Annotated in this window: 19 protein-coding genes and 1 tRNA gene; 16 read left to right on the forward strand and 4 right to left on the reverse strand. The window is 43.7% G+C overall.

Annotated elements, in window-relative coordinates; genetic code table 11:
• Positions 1–46: 46 nt before the first annotated feature.
• From D8791_RS01125 to D8791_RS01145, 3 genes are all read right to left on the reverse strand, one after another.
• Positions 47–478 carry an Rrf2 family transcriptional regulator gene (locus D8791_RS01125; RefSeq protein WP_125445978.1) on the reverse strand — a complete coding sequence of 144 codons (432 nt, stop codon included), beginning with the start codon at positions 476–478 and terminating at the stop codon, positions 47–49.
• 484 nt (positions 479–962) lie between these two features.
• A tRNA-Lys gene (locus D8791_RS01135) sits at positions 963–1,035 on the reverse strand.
• Positions 1,036–1,300: 265 nt separating this feature from the next.
• Positions 1,301–2,569, reverse strand: coding sequence for a replication-associated recombination protein A (locus tag D8791_RS01145; protein ID WP_125445979.1), 1,269 nt, complete (start codon positions 2,567–2,569; stop codon positions 1,301–1,303).
• 87 nt (positions 2,570–2,656) lie between these two features.
• On the opposite strand from D8791_RS01145, the gene D8791_RS01150 reads away from it, so the two are divergent.
• The 14 genes from D8791_RS01150 to D8791_RS01225 all read left to right on the forward strand — a co-directional run bounded on the left by D8791_RS01150 (position 2,657) and on the right by D8791_RS01225 (position 13,039).
• Complete coding sequence (locus tag D8791_RS01150; protein ID WP_125445980.1) at positions 2,657–3,127, forward strand: DUF3013 family protein; 471 nt, start codon at positions 2,657–2,659, stop codon at positions 3,125–3,127.
• Positions 3,128–3,136: 9 nt separating this feature from the next.
• Positions 3,137–3,589, forward strand: a complete 453-nt coding sequence (locus D8791_RS01155) for an NUDIX hydrolase (RefSeq protein WP_125445981.1) — start codon at positions 3,137–3,139, stop codon at positions 3,587–3,589.
• On the forward strand, positions 3,586–4,056 hold the full coding sequence (locus D8791_RS01160; protein ID WP_125445982.1) for a GNAT family N-acetyltransferase: 471 nt from the start codon (positions 3,586–3,588) through the stop codon (positions 4,054–4,056). The genes D8791_RS01155 and D8791_RS01160 overlap by 4 nt, the downstream gene beginning before the upstream one ends.
• 143 nt (positions 4,057–4,199) lie before the next feature.
• The gene (gene prmA / locus D8791_RS01165) at positions 4,200–5,153 is read left to right on the forward strand and encodes a 50S ribosomal protein L11 methyltransferase (protein ID WP_125445983.1); all 954 of its coding nucleotides are present in this window, start codon (positions 4,200–4,202) and stop codon (positions 5,151–5,153) included.
• The gene (locus tag D8791_RS01170) at positions 5,154–5,897 is read left to right on the forward strand and encodes a 16S rRNA (uracil(1498)-N(3))-methyltransferase (RefSeq protein ID WP_125445984.1); all 744 of its coding nucleotides are present in this window, start codon (positions 5,154–5,156) and stop codon (positions 5,895–5,897) included. It begins immediately after the preceding gene.
• A 169-nt stretch (positions 5,898–6,066) separates the two neighbouring features.
• A complete protein-coding gene (locus D8791_RS01175; RefSeq protein WP_125445985.1) occupies positions 6,067–6,756 on the forward strand; it encodes a gamma-glutamyl-gamma-aminobutyrate hydrolase family protein in 690 nt (229 codons plus the stop codon).
• Positions 6,757–7,010: 254 nt separating this feature from the next.
• On the forward strand, positions 7,011–7,460 hold the full coding sequence (locus tag D8791_RS01185; protein WP_125379015.1) for an 8-oxo-dGTP diphosphatase: 450 nt from the start codon (positions 7,011–7,013) through the stop codon (positions 7,458–7,460).
• Positions 7,461–7,545: 85 nt separating this feature from the next.
• A complete protein-coding gene (locus tag D8791_RS01195; RefSeq protein WP_125445986.1) occupies positions 7,546–7,989 on the forward strand; it encodes a dUTP diphosphatase in 444 nt (147 codons plus the stop codon).
• A gap of 1 nt (position 7,990) precedes the next feature.
• Positions 7,991–8,506, forward strand: coding sequence for a histidine phosphatase family protein (locus tag D8791_RS01200; RefSeq protein ID WP_185760527.1), 516 nt, complete (start codon positions 7,991–7,993; stop codon positions 8,504–8,506).
• A gap of 10 nt (positions 8,507–8,516) precedes the next feature.
• Positions 8,517–9,881, forward strand: coding sequence for a DNA repair protein RadA (radA, locus tag D8791_RS01205; protein WP_125445988.1), 1,365 nt, complete (start codon positions 8,517–8,519; stop codon positions 9,879–9,881).
• A 75-nt stretch (positions 9,882–9,956) separates the two neighbouring features.
• Positions 9,957–10,652 carry a TIGR00266 family protein gene (locus tag D8791_RS01210; protein ID WP_125445989.1) on the forward strand — a complete coding sequence of 232 codons (696 nt, stop codon included), beginning with the start codon at positions 9,957–9,959 and terminating at the stop codon, positions 10,650–10,652.
• Between the two features lie 168 nt (positions 10,653–10,820).
• Entirely contained in the window at positions 10,821–11,315 is a 495-nt protein-coding gene (locus D8791_RS01215) for a beta-class carbonic anhydrase (RefSeq protein ID WP_125445990.1), read from the forward strand.
• 102 nt (positions 11,316–11,417) lie between these two features.
• The gene (locus tag D8791_RS01220) at positions 11,418–12,284 is read left to right on the forward strand and encodes an ABC transporter permease (RefSeq protein ID WP_125445991.1); all 867 of its coding nucleotides are present in this window, start codon (positions 11,418–11,420) and stop codon (positions 12,282–12,284) included.
• Positions 12,281–13,039 (forward strand): ABC transporter ATP-binding protein, encoded by a 759-nt coding sequence (locus tag D8791_RS01225; protein ID WP_125379008.1) that lies wholly within the window; start codon positions 12,281–12,283, stop codon positions 13,037–13,039. The genes D8791_RS01220 and D8791_RS01225 overlap by 4 nt, the downstream gene beginning before the upstream one ends.
• Positions 13,040–13,202: 163 nt before the next feature.
• On the opposite strand, the gene D8791_RS01230 is transcribed toward D8791_RS01225, so the two are convergent.
• Positions 13,203–14,684 (reverse strand): AcpB/EbpR/MafR family transcriptional regulator, encoded by a 1,482-nt coding sequence (locus D8791_RS01230; RefSeq protein WP_125445992.1) that lies wholly within the window; start codon positions 14,682–14,684, stop codon positions 13,203–13,205.
• Positions 14,685–14,967: 283 nt separating this feature from the next.
• On the opposite strand from D8791_RS01230, the gene D8791_RS01235 reads away from it, so the two are divergent.
• Complete coding sequence (locus D8791_RS01235; protein ID WP_015605856.1) at positions 14,968–15,207, forward strand: GlsB/YeaQ/YmgE family stress response membrane protein; 240 nt, start codon at positions 14,968–14,970, stop codon at positions 15,205–15,207.
• Positions 15,208–15,252: 45 nt separating this feature from the next.
• Complete coding sequence (gene amaP / locus D8791_RS01240) at positions 15,253–15,819, forward strand: alkaline shock response membrane anchor protein AmaP (protein ID WP_125445993.1); 567 nt, start codon at positions 15,253–15,255, stop codon at positions 15,817–15,819.
• The last annotated feature ends 1 nt before the right edge of the window (position 15,820 follow it).

Here is a 15,820-nt window from a genome sequence, read left to right on the forward strand (position 1 = left end):
GATACAGATACATGTCTAGCGTTTTTTAAACTGATCTGCATGCAAATCAGTTTCGTTTTTGTTTGGCTTCTTTATAAAGATTGTTAATGACATCTTTTAAGGTTTGGTGGGCTAGTTCCTTCTCTAACTGAGATTCGGCATTGGCAAAAAGTGGCGAAACTGCTCCTTGGATATGTTTTCCAACGGGGCAATCAGGGTTGCTATTTTGGTGAACAGGAAATAAACTGATGTGATTGATTTCTTGAGTTGCATAGTAGATCTCAAGTAAAGTCATTTCTTTTGGAGATTTATTGAGTCGATAGCCAGTTTTTCCTTGCTGGGAACTAATTAAGTCTACATTTTTTAATAAGGCGATTACCTTACGAATGTAACTAGCGTTAGTCCCAACACTAGTAGCTAATGCTTGAGAACTTAGGGTTTCCTTGCTCTCGCTAATCATTGTTAGGATATGCAAAGCAACTGAGAATTTTGTATCCATATGAACTCCTTTTTATAAATCTGTATCAGATACAAGAACAAGTATATCGTAAATAAAAAGAAAAGCAAGACTTTTGTTTTAAATTTTAAAAAATATTTTAAAAAGAGTAGGATAAAATAAATAATCTGCAATTTACCCTGTCTTCCGAATTCTATTTAGAAAGCAAATGGGGCAGGAAAAATATTGATCATGTGTAGCTTTGCATGTATTACTCGAGGAATTAGCTGTTTGCTCTATTATCACGACAAAAGGCTGGCTCTCTATGGGACGAAGATGTTGACCTTGGAGTTATTACAAAAATTTTAGGGCATCGAGATATTTCAAGCTCAGTGGAAGTCTATACTCATACTTTAGAAGAGAAAGTTTTCAAACCAGAGGTATTTAGAAAGATTGCTCATAAAAAATGAGGGGCAAAAAATGGGGCAGAGGTCGTTTAAATAATGAAAAAGCCTTGGATTCCAAGGCTTTTAAGTCATACTTTCTATGCCCCCTGCAGGGCTCGAACCTGCGACCCATAGATTAAGAGTCTACTGCTCTACCAACTGAGCTAAGGAGGCAACAGAAAAAGCTGTATTGGTGCCGGACCTTCACGATTTGTATTGAACCCGCGCAATTAAGCAGGTGGGCAACTCGCTCTAACTGAAGCTGCTTCCGCGTGACACGGCCTGCACGCTGTTAGAAGTCTTTTGTTTCCCTAATAATACAAAAAATAGTCGGTCAACACTTAAGTGTGAAGTCGTACACCACAGCGTTTCTATAACTATAATACCATAAATTTTGAAAAATTCAAGAGAAAAATGTGATTTTTTGCAAACGATGCCATCATTTTTTTAAGTCATCAATCTTATTCTTGGTCAATCCCAGGGCTCGCTCGTATTTGCCATTTTCATTGGGAGTGAAATAATTGGCATCTCTTATCTTATCAGGTAGATAGTCTTGTTTGACCCAATTGCCAGGATAGGAGTGAGGGTAGAGATAGTCCTGAGCGTTGCCTAATTCCTTGCTGCCGGTATAGTGACCGTCGCGTAAGTGGCGGGGAATGGGGAGGTTTCCATTCTTTCTTAGGTCAGCCAAGGCCTTGTCCATGGCTAGATAGGCTGAGTTGGACTTGGGCGAAAGTGCAAGGTCAATAACAATATTGGCGATAAGGATACGAGCTTCAGGAAAACCGATCCGCTGAGCTGCTTCTAGAGCTGTAACGGTATGGACTTGAGCGTCAGGATTTGCCAGACCAATATCTTCGTAAGCGATAACGGTCAAGCGTCGAGCTAGGCTAGGCAAGTCTCCTGCCTCAACGAGCCGAGCTGCGTAGTGGAGACTGGCATTGACATCGGAGCCACGGATGGACTTCTGCAGGGCAGAGAGGACATCGTAATGGCCGTCCCCGTCCTTATCCATGGTGATGTAGCTCTTTTGCAGGCTGTTTTCCATCACATCAAGCGTGATGTGGTGGATGCCCTTGTCATCTTCTGGGGTAGAGAGTACGGCTAGGTCCAGTGAATTATAGGCGGAGCGCAGGTCTCCGTTGGTAGAGACCGCGATGAAGTCTAAGGCTTCCTCGTCTAGCTCCACTGGGAAATCAAATCCTCGTTCCTTATCCGTCAAAGCTAGCTGAATGGCTGTCCGGATGTCTTTGTTGCTGAGGGGCTCAAGCTCAAATATCTGAACCCGGCTGCGAATAGCGGGAGTGACAGAAAAGAAAGGATTTTCCGTCGTCGCCCCAATCATAATGACTAGCCCGCTTTCTAGTAGTGGCAGCAGGAAATCTTGCTTGGTCTTGTCCAGACGGTGAATCTCGTCTAGCAGGAGCACCAGTCCGCCAGAAAATTTAGCTTCTTCAGCGATCTCCTGCAGGCGCTTCTTGCTATCTACGGTGGCATTAAAGGTCCGAAAAGCATATTTAGTTGTACCGGCAATAGCCGAGGCGATGGAGGTTTTGCCGATGCCGGGTGGCCCGTAGAGAATCATCGAGGACAGGCGGTTAGCCTCAACCATGCGACGGATGATTTTCCCTGGTCCGACCAGATATTGCTGGCCGATGATCTGATCAATGTCAGTAGGCCGCATGCGTAGGGCGAGGTTTTCTGGCATAAGATTTCCTTTCTGCAAGTGTTTTTCTTAGCGTTTTGTGTTACTATTATAGATAGTAATATTTTATCACAATGAAAAGAGGAAATCATGGCTAAGTACGGTTTTTTGGAGATATTGGACGAGGAAATGGGGAAGAGCTTTCCTTTTGACTATGAGATAAACTGGGACAAGAAGAATCACGCGGTGGAAGTGGCCTTTCTCCTTGAGGTGCAAAACCCAGGCGGGATTGAGACGGTTGATGCTGAAGGCAATGCCTCGGCTGAGGATATTTACTTTGAGGAAGCCGTGCTTTTCTATAATCCGGTCAAGTCTCGTTTTGAGGCCGAGGACTATCTGGCTGCCCTGCCCTATGAGCCTAAGAAGGGGCTGTCACGGGAGTTTCTGGCTTATTTCGTGGATTTCCTAAGCCAAACAGCTGAGTCTGGCCTCGATGTGCTCATGGACTTCTTAGCAGATCCAGAGGCAGCAGAGTTTGAGATGGCTTGGAATGCTGAGGCTTTTGAAAATGGCAGAGCGGATTTGATTGAGACAGACTTTTATCCCTATCCGAGGTATTAGGAGGCGCTTATGGAAAATGCAGAAGAATTAGATTTGCTGCACAAACGGATGGAATTTTCTGGCTGCAAGATTGCCTTGATTTGTGATGATAAGCTACTGACTATCTTGCGAGACGATATTTCAACCATCCCTTGGCCCAATATGTGGGAGTTGCCGGGCGGTGGCCGCGAGGGCGAGGAGACACCTTTTGAATGCGTCCGAAGAGAAGTTTTCGAAGAGCTTGGTTTGAAGCTTGAAGAAGCGGCTATTGTCTGGGCTAAGGAATATCAAGGAATGCTTGATTCAGACAAAACCTCTATTTTTATGGTGGGAACCATTACTCAGGAAGAATGTGCCAGCATCGTATTTGGCGATGAGGGACAGGCTTATCAGATGATGGATGTGAGCCAGTTTTTAGCAGATGAAAAGGTTATTCCGCAGCTGCAGGACAGGTTGAGAGATTATTTGGAGGTGCGAGCATGATTCATATTGAGCGGGCGGTAGCTGAGGATTTAGAGACCATTATTGCCATTCAGCGAGCGAGTTTTAAGGCTGTTTATGAAAAATATCAGGATCAATACGACCCCTATCTGGAGGAGCGAGAGCGGATTCGCTGGAAGCTGGTTGAGCGGCCCAATAGTTTTTATTATTTTGTCAAAGACGACGAGAAGATTCTTGGCTTTATTCGCTTGAATACAAATGACGAACAGACAGCAGGCTGGATTGGAACCGTAGCGATTTTGCCGCAGTACCAGAATAAAGGATATGGTTCTGAAGGCCTTGGTCTGATTGAGGAGAAATTCTCCACCGTTATCAGATGGGATTTGTGTACGGTTTTCCAGGATAAAGGCATGGTGGCTTTTTATGAGAAAAACGGCTATCATCAGACCCATACGGAGCCCGAAAAAGAGGGCATGGATATGGTCTATATGACGAAGACAATGAAATAAACAAAGAAAGGATTGTTCAGTTAAATTTCTAAACTGAACCCGCCCTAAACACTGTGGCAAAAAGATAAAGCTCTCTTAGACGCAAGCGTCGTCAGAGAATTTCCTATTTTGACTTTGTGTTTTACGGGCTTGGTATTTTAAACATGGACAAATGGCAGGAATTAACGATTGAAGTGAAGCGAGAGGCGGAGGAAGCAGCCTCGAATATTCTGATTGAGCTGGGCAGTCAGGGTGTGGCTATCGATGACAGCGCAGATTATCTGGGGCAGGTTGACCAGTATGGTGAGCTTTTTCCAGAAGTTGAGCAGAGCGAGCGGGTCAAGATTACGGGATACTATCCGGATTCAGTGGATATAGAGGCTATTGCAGCCCAGGCCAATGAGCGACTGGCTGAGCTGGATGGCTTCGGCTTGGAGACGGGCAATATTCAGCTGACTCGGCAGGAACTGGCTGAGGAAGACTGGGCGGATAACTGGAAGAAATACTTTGAGCCTGCTCGTATCACCCATGACTTGACTATTGTGCCATCATGGACGGAGTATGAAGCGACAGCTGGTGAGAAAATTATCAAGCTGGATCCTGGCATGGCCTTTGGTACAGGGACTCACCCGACGACCAAGATGAGCCTCTTTGCTCTGGAGCAGGTCTTGCGGGGCGGAGAAACGGTGCTGGATGTAGGCACGGGCAGCGGAGTTCTCTCTATTGCTAGCTCACTCTTGGGCGCTAAGGATATCTACGCCTATGATTTAGACGAGGTGGCAGTGCGCGTGGCTCAGGAAAATATTGAGCTCAACCCTGGTATGGAGAACATCCATGTGGCGCCGGGGGATCTTCTCCGAGGGGTAGAAATCGAGGCAGATGTCATTGTTGCCAACATTTTGGCCGATATTCTCATCCATCTGACAGAGGATGCCTACCGTCTGGTCAAGGATGAGGGCTATCTGATTATGAGTGGGATTATTTCTGAGAAGTGGGAAATGGTGCGCGAGTCAGCAGAAGCAGCAGGATTTTTCCTAGAAACGCATATGATTCAGGGCGAATGGAATGCCTGTGTCTTTAAGAAAACGCAGGACATTTCAGGCGTGATAGGTGGTTAGATGCAGCAGTATTTTATAAAAGGAAGTGCTAGCTCCCCTGTCACCATCGAGGACAAGGAAACCAGCAAGCACATGTTTCAGGTTATGCGCCTGAAAGAAGGTGATGAGGTTGTTTTGGTCTTTGATGATGGCATAAAACGGCTGGCCCGAGTATTGGATCCTAGTCAGCAGAGTTTGGAAATCGTAGAGGAGCTAGCAGACAATACCGAGCTGCCGGTTCAAGTGACCATTGCTTCAGGCTTTCCCAAGGGCGATAAGTTGGAATTTATCACTCAGAAGGCAACGGAGCTAGGAGCTAGTACTATCTGGGCCTTTCCAGCTGACTGGTCAGTGGCCAAGTGGGATGGTAAAAAACTGGCTAAAAAGAGTGAAAAACTGGAGAAAATTGCTCAGGGAGCAGCAGAGCAGAGTAAGCGCAATCTGATCCCTGAGGTTCGACTCTTTGATAAAAAGGCAGATTTTCTGGCTCAGCTAGCTCAGTTTGACACTATTGTCGTAGCTTATGAGGAAGCAGCAAAGGAGGGCGAAGGTGCTGCTTTAGTGCAAGCTGTGAAAGGCTTGGATAGGGGAGACAAACTGCTCTTTATCTTCGGACCAGAGGGTGGTCTGTCGCCAGATGAAATAGCAGCTTTTGGCCAAGCAGGGGCTGTCTCAGCAGGTCTAGGTCCACGGATCCTGCGGGCTGAAACCGCTCCGCTTTATGCCTTGACCGCAGTCAGTGTCATGCTTGAATTAGAAAAATGAAATCAGCGGATTTCTGCTGATTTTTTCTTGTCTGTCGCTACTATATCCTTTTTTGTGGAAAACTGTTCTTGACATAAAAAATTTTTATGGCCAGCTTAAAAAAATACTATTGGACGGCTGAGAGGTGGAATGGTAAGATATTCTATATCAAGTTAAGGAGGAATCATCTATGTGCAGAACAATTGTTGGAGTGTCGGCTAATCTTTGTCCAGTGGATCAGGCGGGCAAAAACCTTCATTCATCTGTATCCTGCAAATTTGCGGAAAGCATCAAGCTAGTCGGCGGTCTGCCCATGGTGATTCCTGTTGGGGATAAAAGTCTGGTCAAGGACTATATAGAAACCATTGATAAGCTGATCCTATCAGGTGGTCAAAATGTTCATCCGCAGTTTTATGGGGAGGAAAAGGTCATTGATAGCGATGATTACAATCTGGCTCGCGATGAGTTTGAGTTGGCTCTCCTGAAGGAGGCTATTCGTCAGGGTAAGCCCGTCTTGGCTATCTGCCGTGGTCTGCAGTTGGTCAATGTCGCTTTTGGTGGCACGCTCAATCAGCAGATTGACAATCACTGGCAGGGGCAACCATTTGGGACTTCGCACTCCATTCGTACAGAGAAAGGCAGCGTTGTGGAGCGCTTATTTGGTCAGGCCAGCCAGATTAATTCTGTCCATCGCCAAAGTATTAAGGACTTGGCACCGAATTTTCGAGCAACCGCCTTTGACCCAAGGGACAATACCATCGAAGCGATCGAGGCTGTGGACGGCAGCCGTATCATCGGCCTTCAGTGGCATCCAGAGTTTTTGATCAACGAAGAAAAGGGCAATTTAGAACTATTTCAATATCTTTTGCAAGAATTATAAATTTTTAAATTATTTTTAGCTAATTTTAAGATAAGATTTATATAATATAACCATCAAATGAAGACCTCCTAACTTTATTTGATGAAATCCTAAAACTTTTCTTTTTCATAATAATCTCCCTATAAGAACCGCCCAATCGGCGGTTTTTTTGCTGGAAGGGCTGAGAAATCTGGATTTTCATCAATTTGATCACTTTTATGTTATAATGAGTCACAGCGGGCCGAGCGAATCGGTCGGTAGATGGAGGAGCAGAGATGTCGAGAGCAGAACGAGTTATTTTAACAAATATGTGTATGGTTTACGATGGGGACCGCATTTTAGTGCAAAATAAAGTAAATGATGATTGGACGGGCCTCTGCTTTCCAGGTGGCCATGTTGAACATCGTGAGTCCTTTGTCAAATCAGTGATACGGGAAATCAAGGAAGAAACGGGGCTGACGATCTATGAGCCTCGCTTGTGTGGTGTCAAGCAGTTTTACACTGAAAAAGATGAGCGCTATATCGTTTTTCTTTACAAGACCAATCGTTTTGAGGGAGAACTGGTCTCATCCGAAGAAGGCGAGGTATTCTGGATTGACCGCAAAGACCTTGACTGCTACTCGCTGGCCGTGAGCTTTCAGGAAATGTATCAGGTTTTTACGTCAGATTTGACGGAGCAGTTTACCTACCTAGAGGATGGAGAGGTCGTCAAAGGTTTATACTAAGGAGAACCGCCCAATCGGCGGTTTTTTTGCTTGTTTTTTGCGAATTTAGTATAATAGGGACAGTAAAAATAGAAAAGAGAAATGTATGAAAATTCGCGGATTCGAGCTGGTTTCCAGCTTTCCAAATGAAGATTTATTACCCAAGAGAGAGACGGCTCACGCAGCGGGCTATGACTTGAAAGTAGCAGAGCGCACCATCATTGCGCCGGGGGAGATTAAGCTGGTTCCGACGGGTGTCAAGGCCTATATGCAGCCGGGCGAGGTGCTTTATCTTTACGACCGCTCGTCCAATCCTCGTAAAAAAGGTTTAGTTTTGATTAACTCCGTTGGGGTTATTGACGGCGACTACTATGCTAATCCTGGAAATGAAGGCCATATCTTTGCTCAGATGCAAAACATCACAGACCAAGAGGTTGTACTGGAAGTGGGTTATCGAATTGTGCAAGCTGTTTTCGCACCATTTTTGATTGCGGATGGGGATGTAGCCGACGGTGTGCGGACAGGCGGATTTGGCTCTACTGGGCATTGAGATGAAAGTGATTTTTGTGCGCCATGGTGAGCCTGATTACCATGAGTTAGAGGAGCGTTCTTGTACTGGCTTTGGTCTAGATTTGGCGCCTTTATCTGAGCAGGGAAGACGGCAGGCTCAGGGACTTTGCCAGCATCCTTTAATGCGTTCAGCTGATTTGCTGGTGTCTTCTGCAATGACGCGAGCTTTAGAAACGGCATCTTATGTAGCTTGTGCCACTGACCTTCCTTTGAGAGTGGAGCCTTTGCTACACGAATGGCAGGTCTATGAACTGGGAATGGAGAATTTTGAAAAAGCTCGAAGCCTGTTTTTAGAAAATGATGGAGCCTTGCCCCCCAGTAGTCCTATTCAGTATGAGACAGCTGAGCAGATGAAGGCTCGTTTTATAGACTGTATGGCAAAGTATCGAGACTACCAGACAGTAGTCCTTGTAGCTCATCGCATGCTCATCCGTCAGTTTGTGCCAAATGAGCAAATTGATTTTTGCCAAGTGATTGAATGTGAGATAGAGATATAGAAAGAGGTTTATCATCGCTAAGAAAAAGACGACCTTTGTCTGTCAAAATTGTGAATACCATTCGCCCAAGTATCTAGGCCGCTGTCCTAACTGCGGCTCTTGGTCTTCTTTTGTTGAGGAGGTAGAGGCTGCTGAGGTCAAGCATGCACGTGTTTCCTTGACGGGCGAAAAGACTCGGCCTATGAAGCTGGCTGAGGTCACTTCGATTGATGTCAACCGAACCAAGACGGACATGGACGAGTTCAATCGTGTGCTGGGTGGTGGAGTAGTGCCGGGCAGTTTGGTCTTGATTGGCGGGGATCCCGGCATCGGGAAGTCCACCCTGCTTCTGCAGGTATCCACTCAGCTTTCTCATCAGGGCACCGTCCTTTATGTCAGCGGGGAGGAATCAGCTGAGCAGATTAAGCTGCGGGCGGAACGCCTCGGTGATATTGATAGTGAATTTTATCTCTACGCCGAGACCAATATGCAAAATATCCGCACAGAGATTGAGAAAATCAAGCCAGATTTTCTGATTATCGACTCTATACAGACGGTTATGTCGCCGGAAATTTCCAGTGTTCAAGGATCTGTTTCTCAGGTTCGCGAGGTGACAGCCGAGCTCATGCAGCTGGCCAAGACCAATAATATCGCGACCTTTATCGTTGGTCACATGACCAAGGAAGGAACCTTAGCTGGCCCCCGAACGCTAGAGCACATGGTGGACACAGTACTTTATTTTGAGGGCGAACGTCAGCACACTTTCCGTATCTTGAGAGCAGTCAAGAACCGCTTTGGCTCGACCAATGAGATTGGCATTTTTGAAATGCAATCTGGCGGCCTAGTCGAGGTGCTCAATCCAAGCCAAGTCTTTCTGGAAGAACGGCTGGACGGTGCGACAGGCTCTTCCATCGTTGTGACCATGGAAGGGACGCGGCCGATTTTAGCTGAGGTGCAGGCTTTGGTGACACCGACCATGTTCGGCAATGCCAAACGAACCACGACTGGATTGGACTTTAACCGAGCCAGCCTCATCATGGCGGTTCTGGAAAAGAGGGCTGGCCTCCTTCTGCAAAATCAAGATGCCTACCTCAAGTCAGCTGGCGGCGTCAAGCTAGATGAGCCGGCTATTGATTTGGCAGTAGCGGTAGCCATTGCTTCCAGCTACAAGGATTTGCCGACCAATCCCCAAGAATGCTTTATCGGTGAAATTGGCCTGACTGGTGAAATCCGTCGGGTCAACCGCATCGAGCAGCGCATCAACGAAGCGGCAAAACTAGGTTTTACCAAGATTTATGCTCCCAAAAACTCTCTGAACGGCCTCGAGGTTCCAGACAATATCCAAGTCATCGGTGTGACAACAATTGGGGAAGTCTTGAAAAAAGTTTTTGCTTAATAATTTCTTTGTTTTAGATTGCAAAAATATTTTATTATTGCTATAATTTTCTTAAAAAACAAGGAGGGAACTCTTATGCAATTTTCCATGGATAGCAACATGCAATTTCCACTCGTTGACCTCTACCTCAATCAAGGAGAAACAGTCTTTATCCAGCGTGGCAGTATGGTCTATCACACCCCTAATGTGACCTTGAACACTCAGCTCAATGCTAACGGTTCAGGTTTGGGCCGCTTTGTCAAGGCAGTCGGCCGTTCCATGGTGTCGGGTGAAAGTACCTTCGTCACCCAGGCTGTCGCCCAATCCGATAACGGTTTTCTAGCATTAGCACCAGAAGTTCCTGGCCAAGTTATCCCTCTTTATCTGGGAGAAAAGCAATACCGGCTCAATGACGGTGCCTTTCTGGCTCTGGATGGTACAGCTTACTATACGATGGAGCGTCAGTCTGTTGGCAAGGCGATATTTGGTGGTCAAGGTGGCCTCTTCGTTATGACGACTCAAGGGCAGGGGACTCTTTTGGCCAATGCCTTTGGTTCGATTAAGAAAATTGAACTAAATAACCAAGAAGTAACCATTGACAATGCCCATGTCGTAGCTTGGAGTCAGTCCTTGGATTATAATATCCATCTAGAAAATGGTTTCTGGCAGTCTATTGGAACGGGAGAGGGAGTTGTAAACACCTTCCGAGGCACTGGAGAAATCTATGTTCAAAGTCTCAATCTTCAAAGCTTTGCGGGCTCACTCAGTCGCTATATCGCAAAAGGGTCATAAAAAGGTGCGGATGAATTTCCGCATCTTTTTTAAATTTTTCTTTCATTTTTTCATAAAAAGCGGACATTTTTGCTTTATATAGGGTTAAAAAACTGACAAAATAGGTAAAAGATGATAAGATGGTAGGAAATAATTTGAACATCAAATAAATTCTAGTAAGGGGAAAGAATGTCCTATTTTGAAAATTTTATGAAGGCCAACCAAGCCTATGTGGACCTGCATGGAACCTCCCACCTGCCGATTAAGCCCAAGACCAAGGTAGCGATCGTGACCTGCATGGACTCTAGGCTACACGTGGCTCAGGCTCTGGGCTTGGCGCTAGGAGATGCTCATATCTTGCGCAACGCTGGCGGGCGGGTGACGGAGGACATGATTCGCTCGCTGGTTATTTCACAGCAGCAGATGGGTACGAGGGAAATTGTAGTCTTGCACCATACGGATTGCGGTGCACAGACTTTCAAAAATGAAGAATTTACTGCTTTTCTCAATCAAGAGCTGGGCGTTAATGTTAGCGGTCAGGATTTCCTTCCTTTTACAGATGTGGAGGAAAGTGTGCGGGAAGACGTGGCGCTTCTCCGCCAATCACCCCTAATCCCGGATGATGTGGAGATCTCAGGAGCGGTGTATGACGTTGCTACAGGGCGAATGACCGTCGTTCAGTAATTACCTAGGAAAGCCAATTTATCTGTCAGTATTTCGGCATTGAAATTGGCTGCTTTTTTGTGTTAAAATAGAATACGATTTTAATTTAGTTAGGACAATAAGATGATTCTTTCCATTATTTCACAAGGTCTGGTCTGGGCCATTTTGGGTCTGGGGATTTTCATGACTTTTCGAATTTTGAATTTTCCAGATATGACGACTGAAGGTTCCTTTCCTCTAGGTGGGGCGGTAGCCGTCACTTTAATCACCAAAGGGGTGAACCCTTTCTTGGCAACGGTGGCTGCGGTATTGGCAGGCTGTCTGGCAGGTTTGGCGACTGGGCTTCTCTATACCAAGGGCAAGATTCCGACCCTGCTGTCAGGGATTTTGGTCATGACCTCTTGTCATTCCATCATGCTCATGATTATGGGGCGGGCCAATCTAGGTTTGCTGGGAACTCGGCAGATTCAGGACTTTTTGCCCTTCTCTGGGGAAATCAATAATCTCCTGACAGGCTTGATTTTTGTCAGTTTGGTTATTGTCGCTCTGCTCTTTTTCCTAGATACCAAGCTGGGGCAGGCCTACATCGCAACTGGGGACAATCTTGATATGGCGCGTAGTTTCGGTATCAATACTGGCCGCATGGAATTGATGGGCATGATCTTGTCTAATGGCGTTATTGCCTTGTCTGGTGCTCTGATTGCCCAGCAGGAAGGCTATGCTGATGTCTCCCGCGGGATTGGGGTTATCGTCGTCGGTTTGGCTAGTCTGATTATCGGGGAAGTTCTCTTTAAGAGCCTGACCTTGGCTGAGCGCCTGATTACCATTGTAGTTGGTGCGATTGCCTATCAGTTTCTGATTTGGGGTGTCATCGCTCTTGGTTTCAACACCAGCTATCTCCGCCTCTATAGTGCGGTTATCTTGGCGGTCTGCCTCATGATTCCGACCTTGAAAAATAAATTCTTTAAAGGAGCTAAGTTAAGCAAATGACAGCGATTGTAGAATTAAAAAATGCCAGCAAGCGGGTCAATAACGGCTTTGATGAAGAAAAGGTCATCCTAAATGATGTGTCGCTGGAGATTCATGAGCATGATTTTATCACGATTTTGGGCGGCAATGGAGCAGGGAAGTCAACTCTTTTTAATGTGATTGCCGGTACGCTTTCTCTGAGCAGCGGCAGTATTTATATCCTGGGCGAAAATGTGACCAACTTTTCTCCTGAAAAGAGAGCTAAATATCTGTCGCGTGTCTTCCAAGATCCCAAGATGGGAACGGCTCCTCGGATGACAGTGGCGGAAAACCTGCTGATTGCTAAGTTTCGTGGCGAATCCCGTGGCCTAGTTCCTCGTCGACTGAATAGCTATCGGCAGGAGTTTCAGGAGACCATTGATAAGATTGGCAATGGCCTGGAAAAACATCTGGATACGCCGATTGAGTTTCTATCAGGTGGTCAGAGACAGGCTTTGAGTTTGCTCATGGCGACGCTCAAACGTCCAGAGCTACTTCTCTTGGACGAGCATACAGCAGCGCTGGATCCCAAGACCAGTGTGGCTCTTATGGAGCTAACTGACGACTTTGTCCGCAGAGACCAGCTGACGGCCCTCATGATTACCCACCAAATGGAGGATGCCCTCAAATACGGCAACCGTCTGATTGTCATGAAGGAAGGTCAGATCATCCAAGATCTCAAGCAAGAAGAAAAAGCCAAGATGACCATAGCGGACTATTATAGCTTGTTTGAGTAAAGTTGACTAGTTTTTTGTAAGGCTGACAAAGGAAATAAGCAGTGAATAGTTATTAAACGGATATAGTTCTGTTTTCCACAGGACTGTATCTTTTTTTAACATTTTCTCAAATAAATCAATAAAAACCGCTAGATCGCGGTTTTTTATCTTATGAAAATCTTGCTCACTCATCTATTCCAATAAACATCATGGCGTTAAGTAAGGATATTAACTCAACCGTATTAACGTTGTTGGAATAAATCAGCCTCTTGTTTTCAATCGGTGGGATAATAAAATTAGAAATGATGATGTCATAAGGTGATTCTTTTAAAGAATCGATGGATAATTCTAATTCGTTCCAAACTTCCAGTTCAAAATTGTTGCTACAATAATATGAAAGGGTTTCTACTATGGATTTTGCATGATATTGATCAAAACTACTCATCACTAGCACCTTTAATTTAGGTTGATTTTGCAACAGATTCAAAACCAAATGCTTACTGTGAGTGATAAAGGTATAGGATAAATGATTGACATGCAATTGGTTACTATGGATACCCAAGGTTTCAAGGTAATTCAAGATTCCCTCTTTTACTTCTGAAACAAATTGAGGGAAAATATTTTGAAAGTTTCGGATTGTATTGCCCTTTTGATCAAACAAAATATACTCTGTTGATAATTCCCGGCGGTGCAGTTGTGCGGTATTATGTAGATGCCAAATCAGATGGTTCTTGTTATCTATTTTAAAATTGTATGCGGATGATATCTGGTCAATGAAATCACTTAATAAATGATAGGACTTTTCCACATACCTATCAGACTTTACGTAGTCCATAAATAGTGTTTCATCAATGAAAAACATTTTTTGGAAGTAGGAAACAAATAATTGACCGATTACTTCTTTAGTTAAAGAAATGCCGTAATCTGTAGCAAATCTATCTACTACTTCATCTATCCCCTCAACCTGCATAAAAGATTCTATCAATTGTTCATTAAAAGAATTTTTCTCAACTTCCAAGAAATGTCCAAACTGTATTCTATAGAGATTCGTAACGAGCAGCAACTTTAACATCCTATGAGTCGATACATTCATAGGGAAGCTAGTCTCTTTATAAACAATCTCTAACAACTGACACAAAGGCTCTTGAGGAAAGTCTGTAAATGGCCATTCCAGGAAATAATATTTTTCCGAAAAATATTGTGCAAAAAAGTAACGGATATCAATCTCATTCCCAACGATCTGCACAGGGGTCAGAATAACTTCAAAATCATATTGCTTTTTTATCGTTTTATTGATGTGACTGATGATACGATAGAGCGAGGAAGAACTGATATAGAACTCGTTATAAATATCCTCAGCTTGACACCCTTCGTTAAAGAATATGAACTCTAAAATGGAAAAATGACTTGAGTGCTTGAAAAAATAATGATAGACCATCTCAATATCACTGTCATCCGTATTCATGATACGAATACCACTAGTAGAAGAGTGAAAGATCAGGTCAGGAAAAGAGGACCTGACATAGGATAGGTCTTCTTTTACCAACCGTTCTGAGCAGTTCAATCGTTCGGCTAGTTCAGAAATATAAAACCTACGTTTAGTTTTAAAGAGTAATTCTAACAATTCTAATTGCCTGAGGCTTTTTTTAGATAATAATTCTCTCATAATATTTTTTCTTTCTTAGATAGTTCATATATTGTTTTTTTATTATACAATTATATCATATTATGAGTGATTATGCTTATTCAATAGTATTTTTTAAAAAAAGAAAAAACGCGATACGCGTTTAAACAAATAATGGAAGCGTTCTCTTATTTTTTCGTACCTATAGTACATAAATTTGGGAACAATTCCAAGTTGAATGATTATACTTTTTTTACGAAAAATTATATAATTATATTAATCAAAAATAATATTAAATAATTTTGATTTAGAAAGGAGAATCACTATGTTGTGGTCAATTATTATCGGTGGGCTTATTGGTCTGGTTGCTGGATCAATAACAAAAAAAGGCGGTTCTATGGGAATTGTCGCCAACGTTGTTGCAGGTTTAGTTGGTTCAGCTGTTGGTCAGTCTCTTTTAGGAACTTGGGGACCTAGTTTGGCTGGCATGGCTTTGATTCCTTCTATTATCGGTGCAGTTATTGTAGTTGCAGTTGTATCGTTTTTTGTAGGAAAGAAAGCATAGAATTGCTTTTTGTACAAATATAATTTAATGATGAAAGGATTCAATATGTCAAAATCAAGAAAAATACTTTCCCTTATTTTCTGTATTTTAATCTTGACGATTTTGATTCCTGTTTTACTAGATTTTCATAAAGTTAGCGGTTTAGGGCTCCAGTTATTCACTTGGAAAAAAATTCCGTTTGTAGGATACTATCTATCTAGATATGTTTTCTGGGGGACACTGGTTTTAGCAAGCTTAATATTGTTGCTGATGTTAGTGATAATTTTTTATCCTAAGAGACGTTTGGAAATTCAGTTAGCTGATGCGGATGGTAAACTAATGCTGAAAAATTCAGCGATAGAAGGATTTGTTCGTAGTCTGGTGACAGACCATGATTTTATTAAAGATCCTACAGTTTCCGTAAATAGCCAGAAAAACAAATGTATGGTTTCTGTTAAAGGAGCAATTGTTCCGTCAGAAAACATCATCAAAAGAAGTCAGTTGATTCAAGAAGAAATTGCTACTGGATTAACAGAATTCTTCGGTCTCAATCATGATGTCAAGCTTGAAATCTCTGTATCAGATTTCAAACCAAAATCGCAGGCTAAAAAAAATACTAGTCGTGTAAAGTAAG

The organism is Streptococcus cristatus, assembly GCF_003943515.1.
GTDB classification, from domain to species: Bacteria; Bacillota; Bacilli; order Lactobacillales; family Streptococcaceae; genus Streptococcus; species Streptococcus cristatus_D.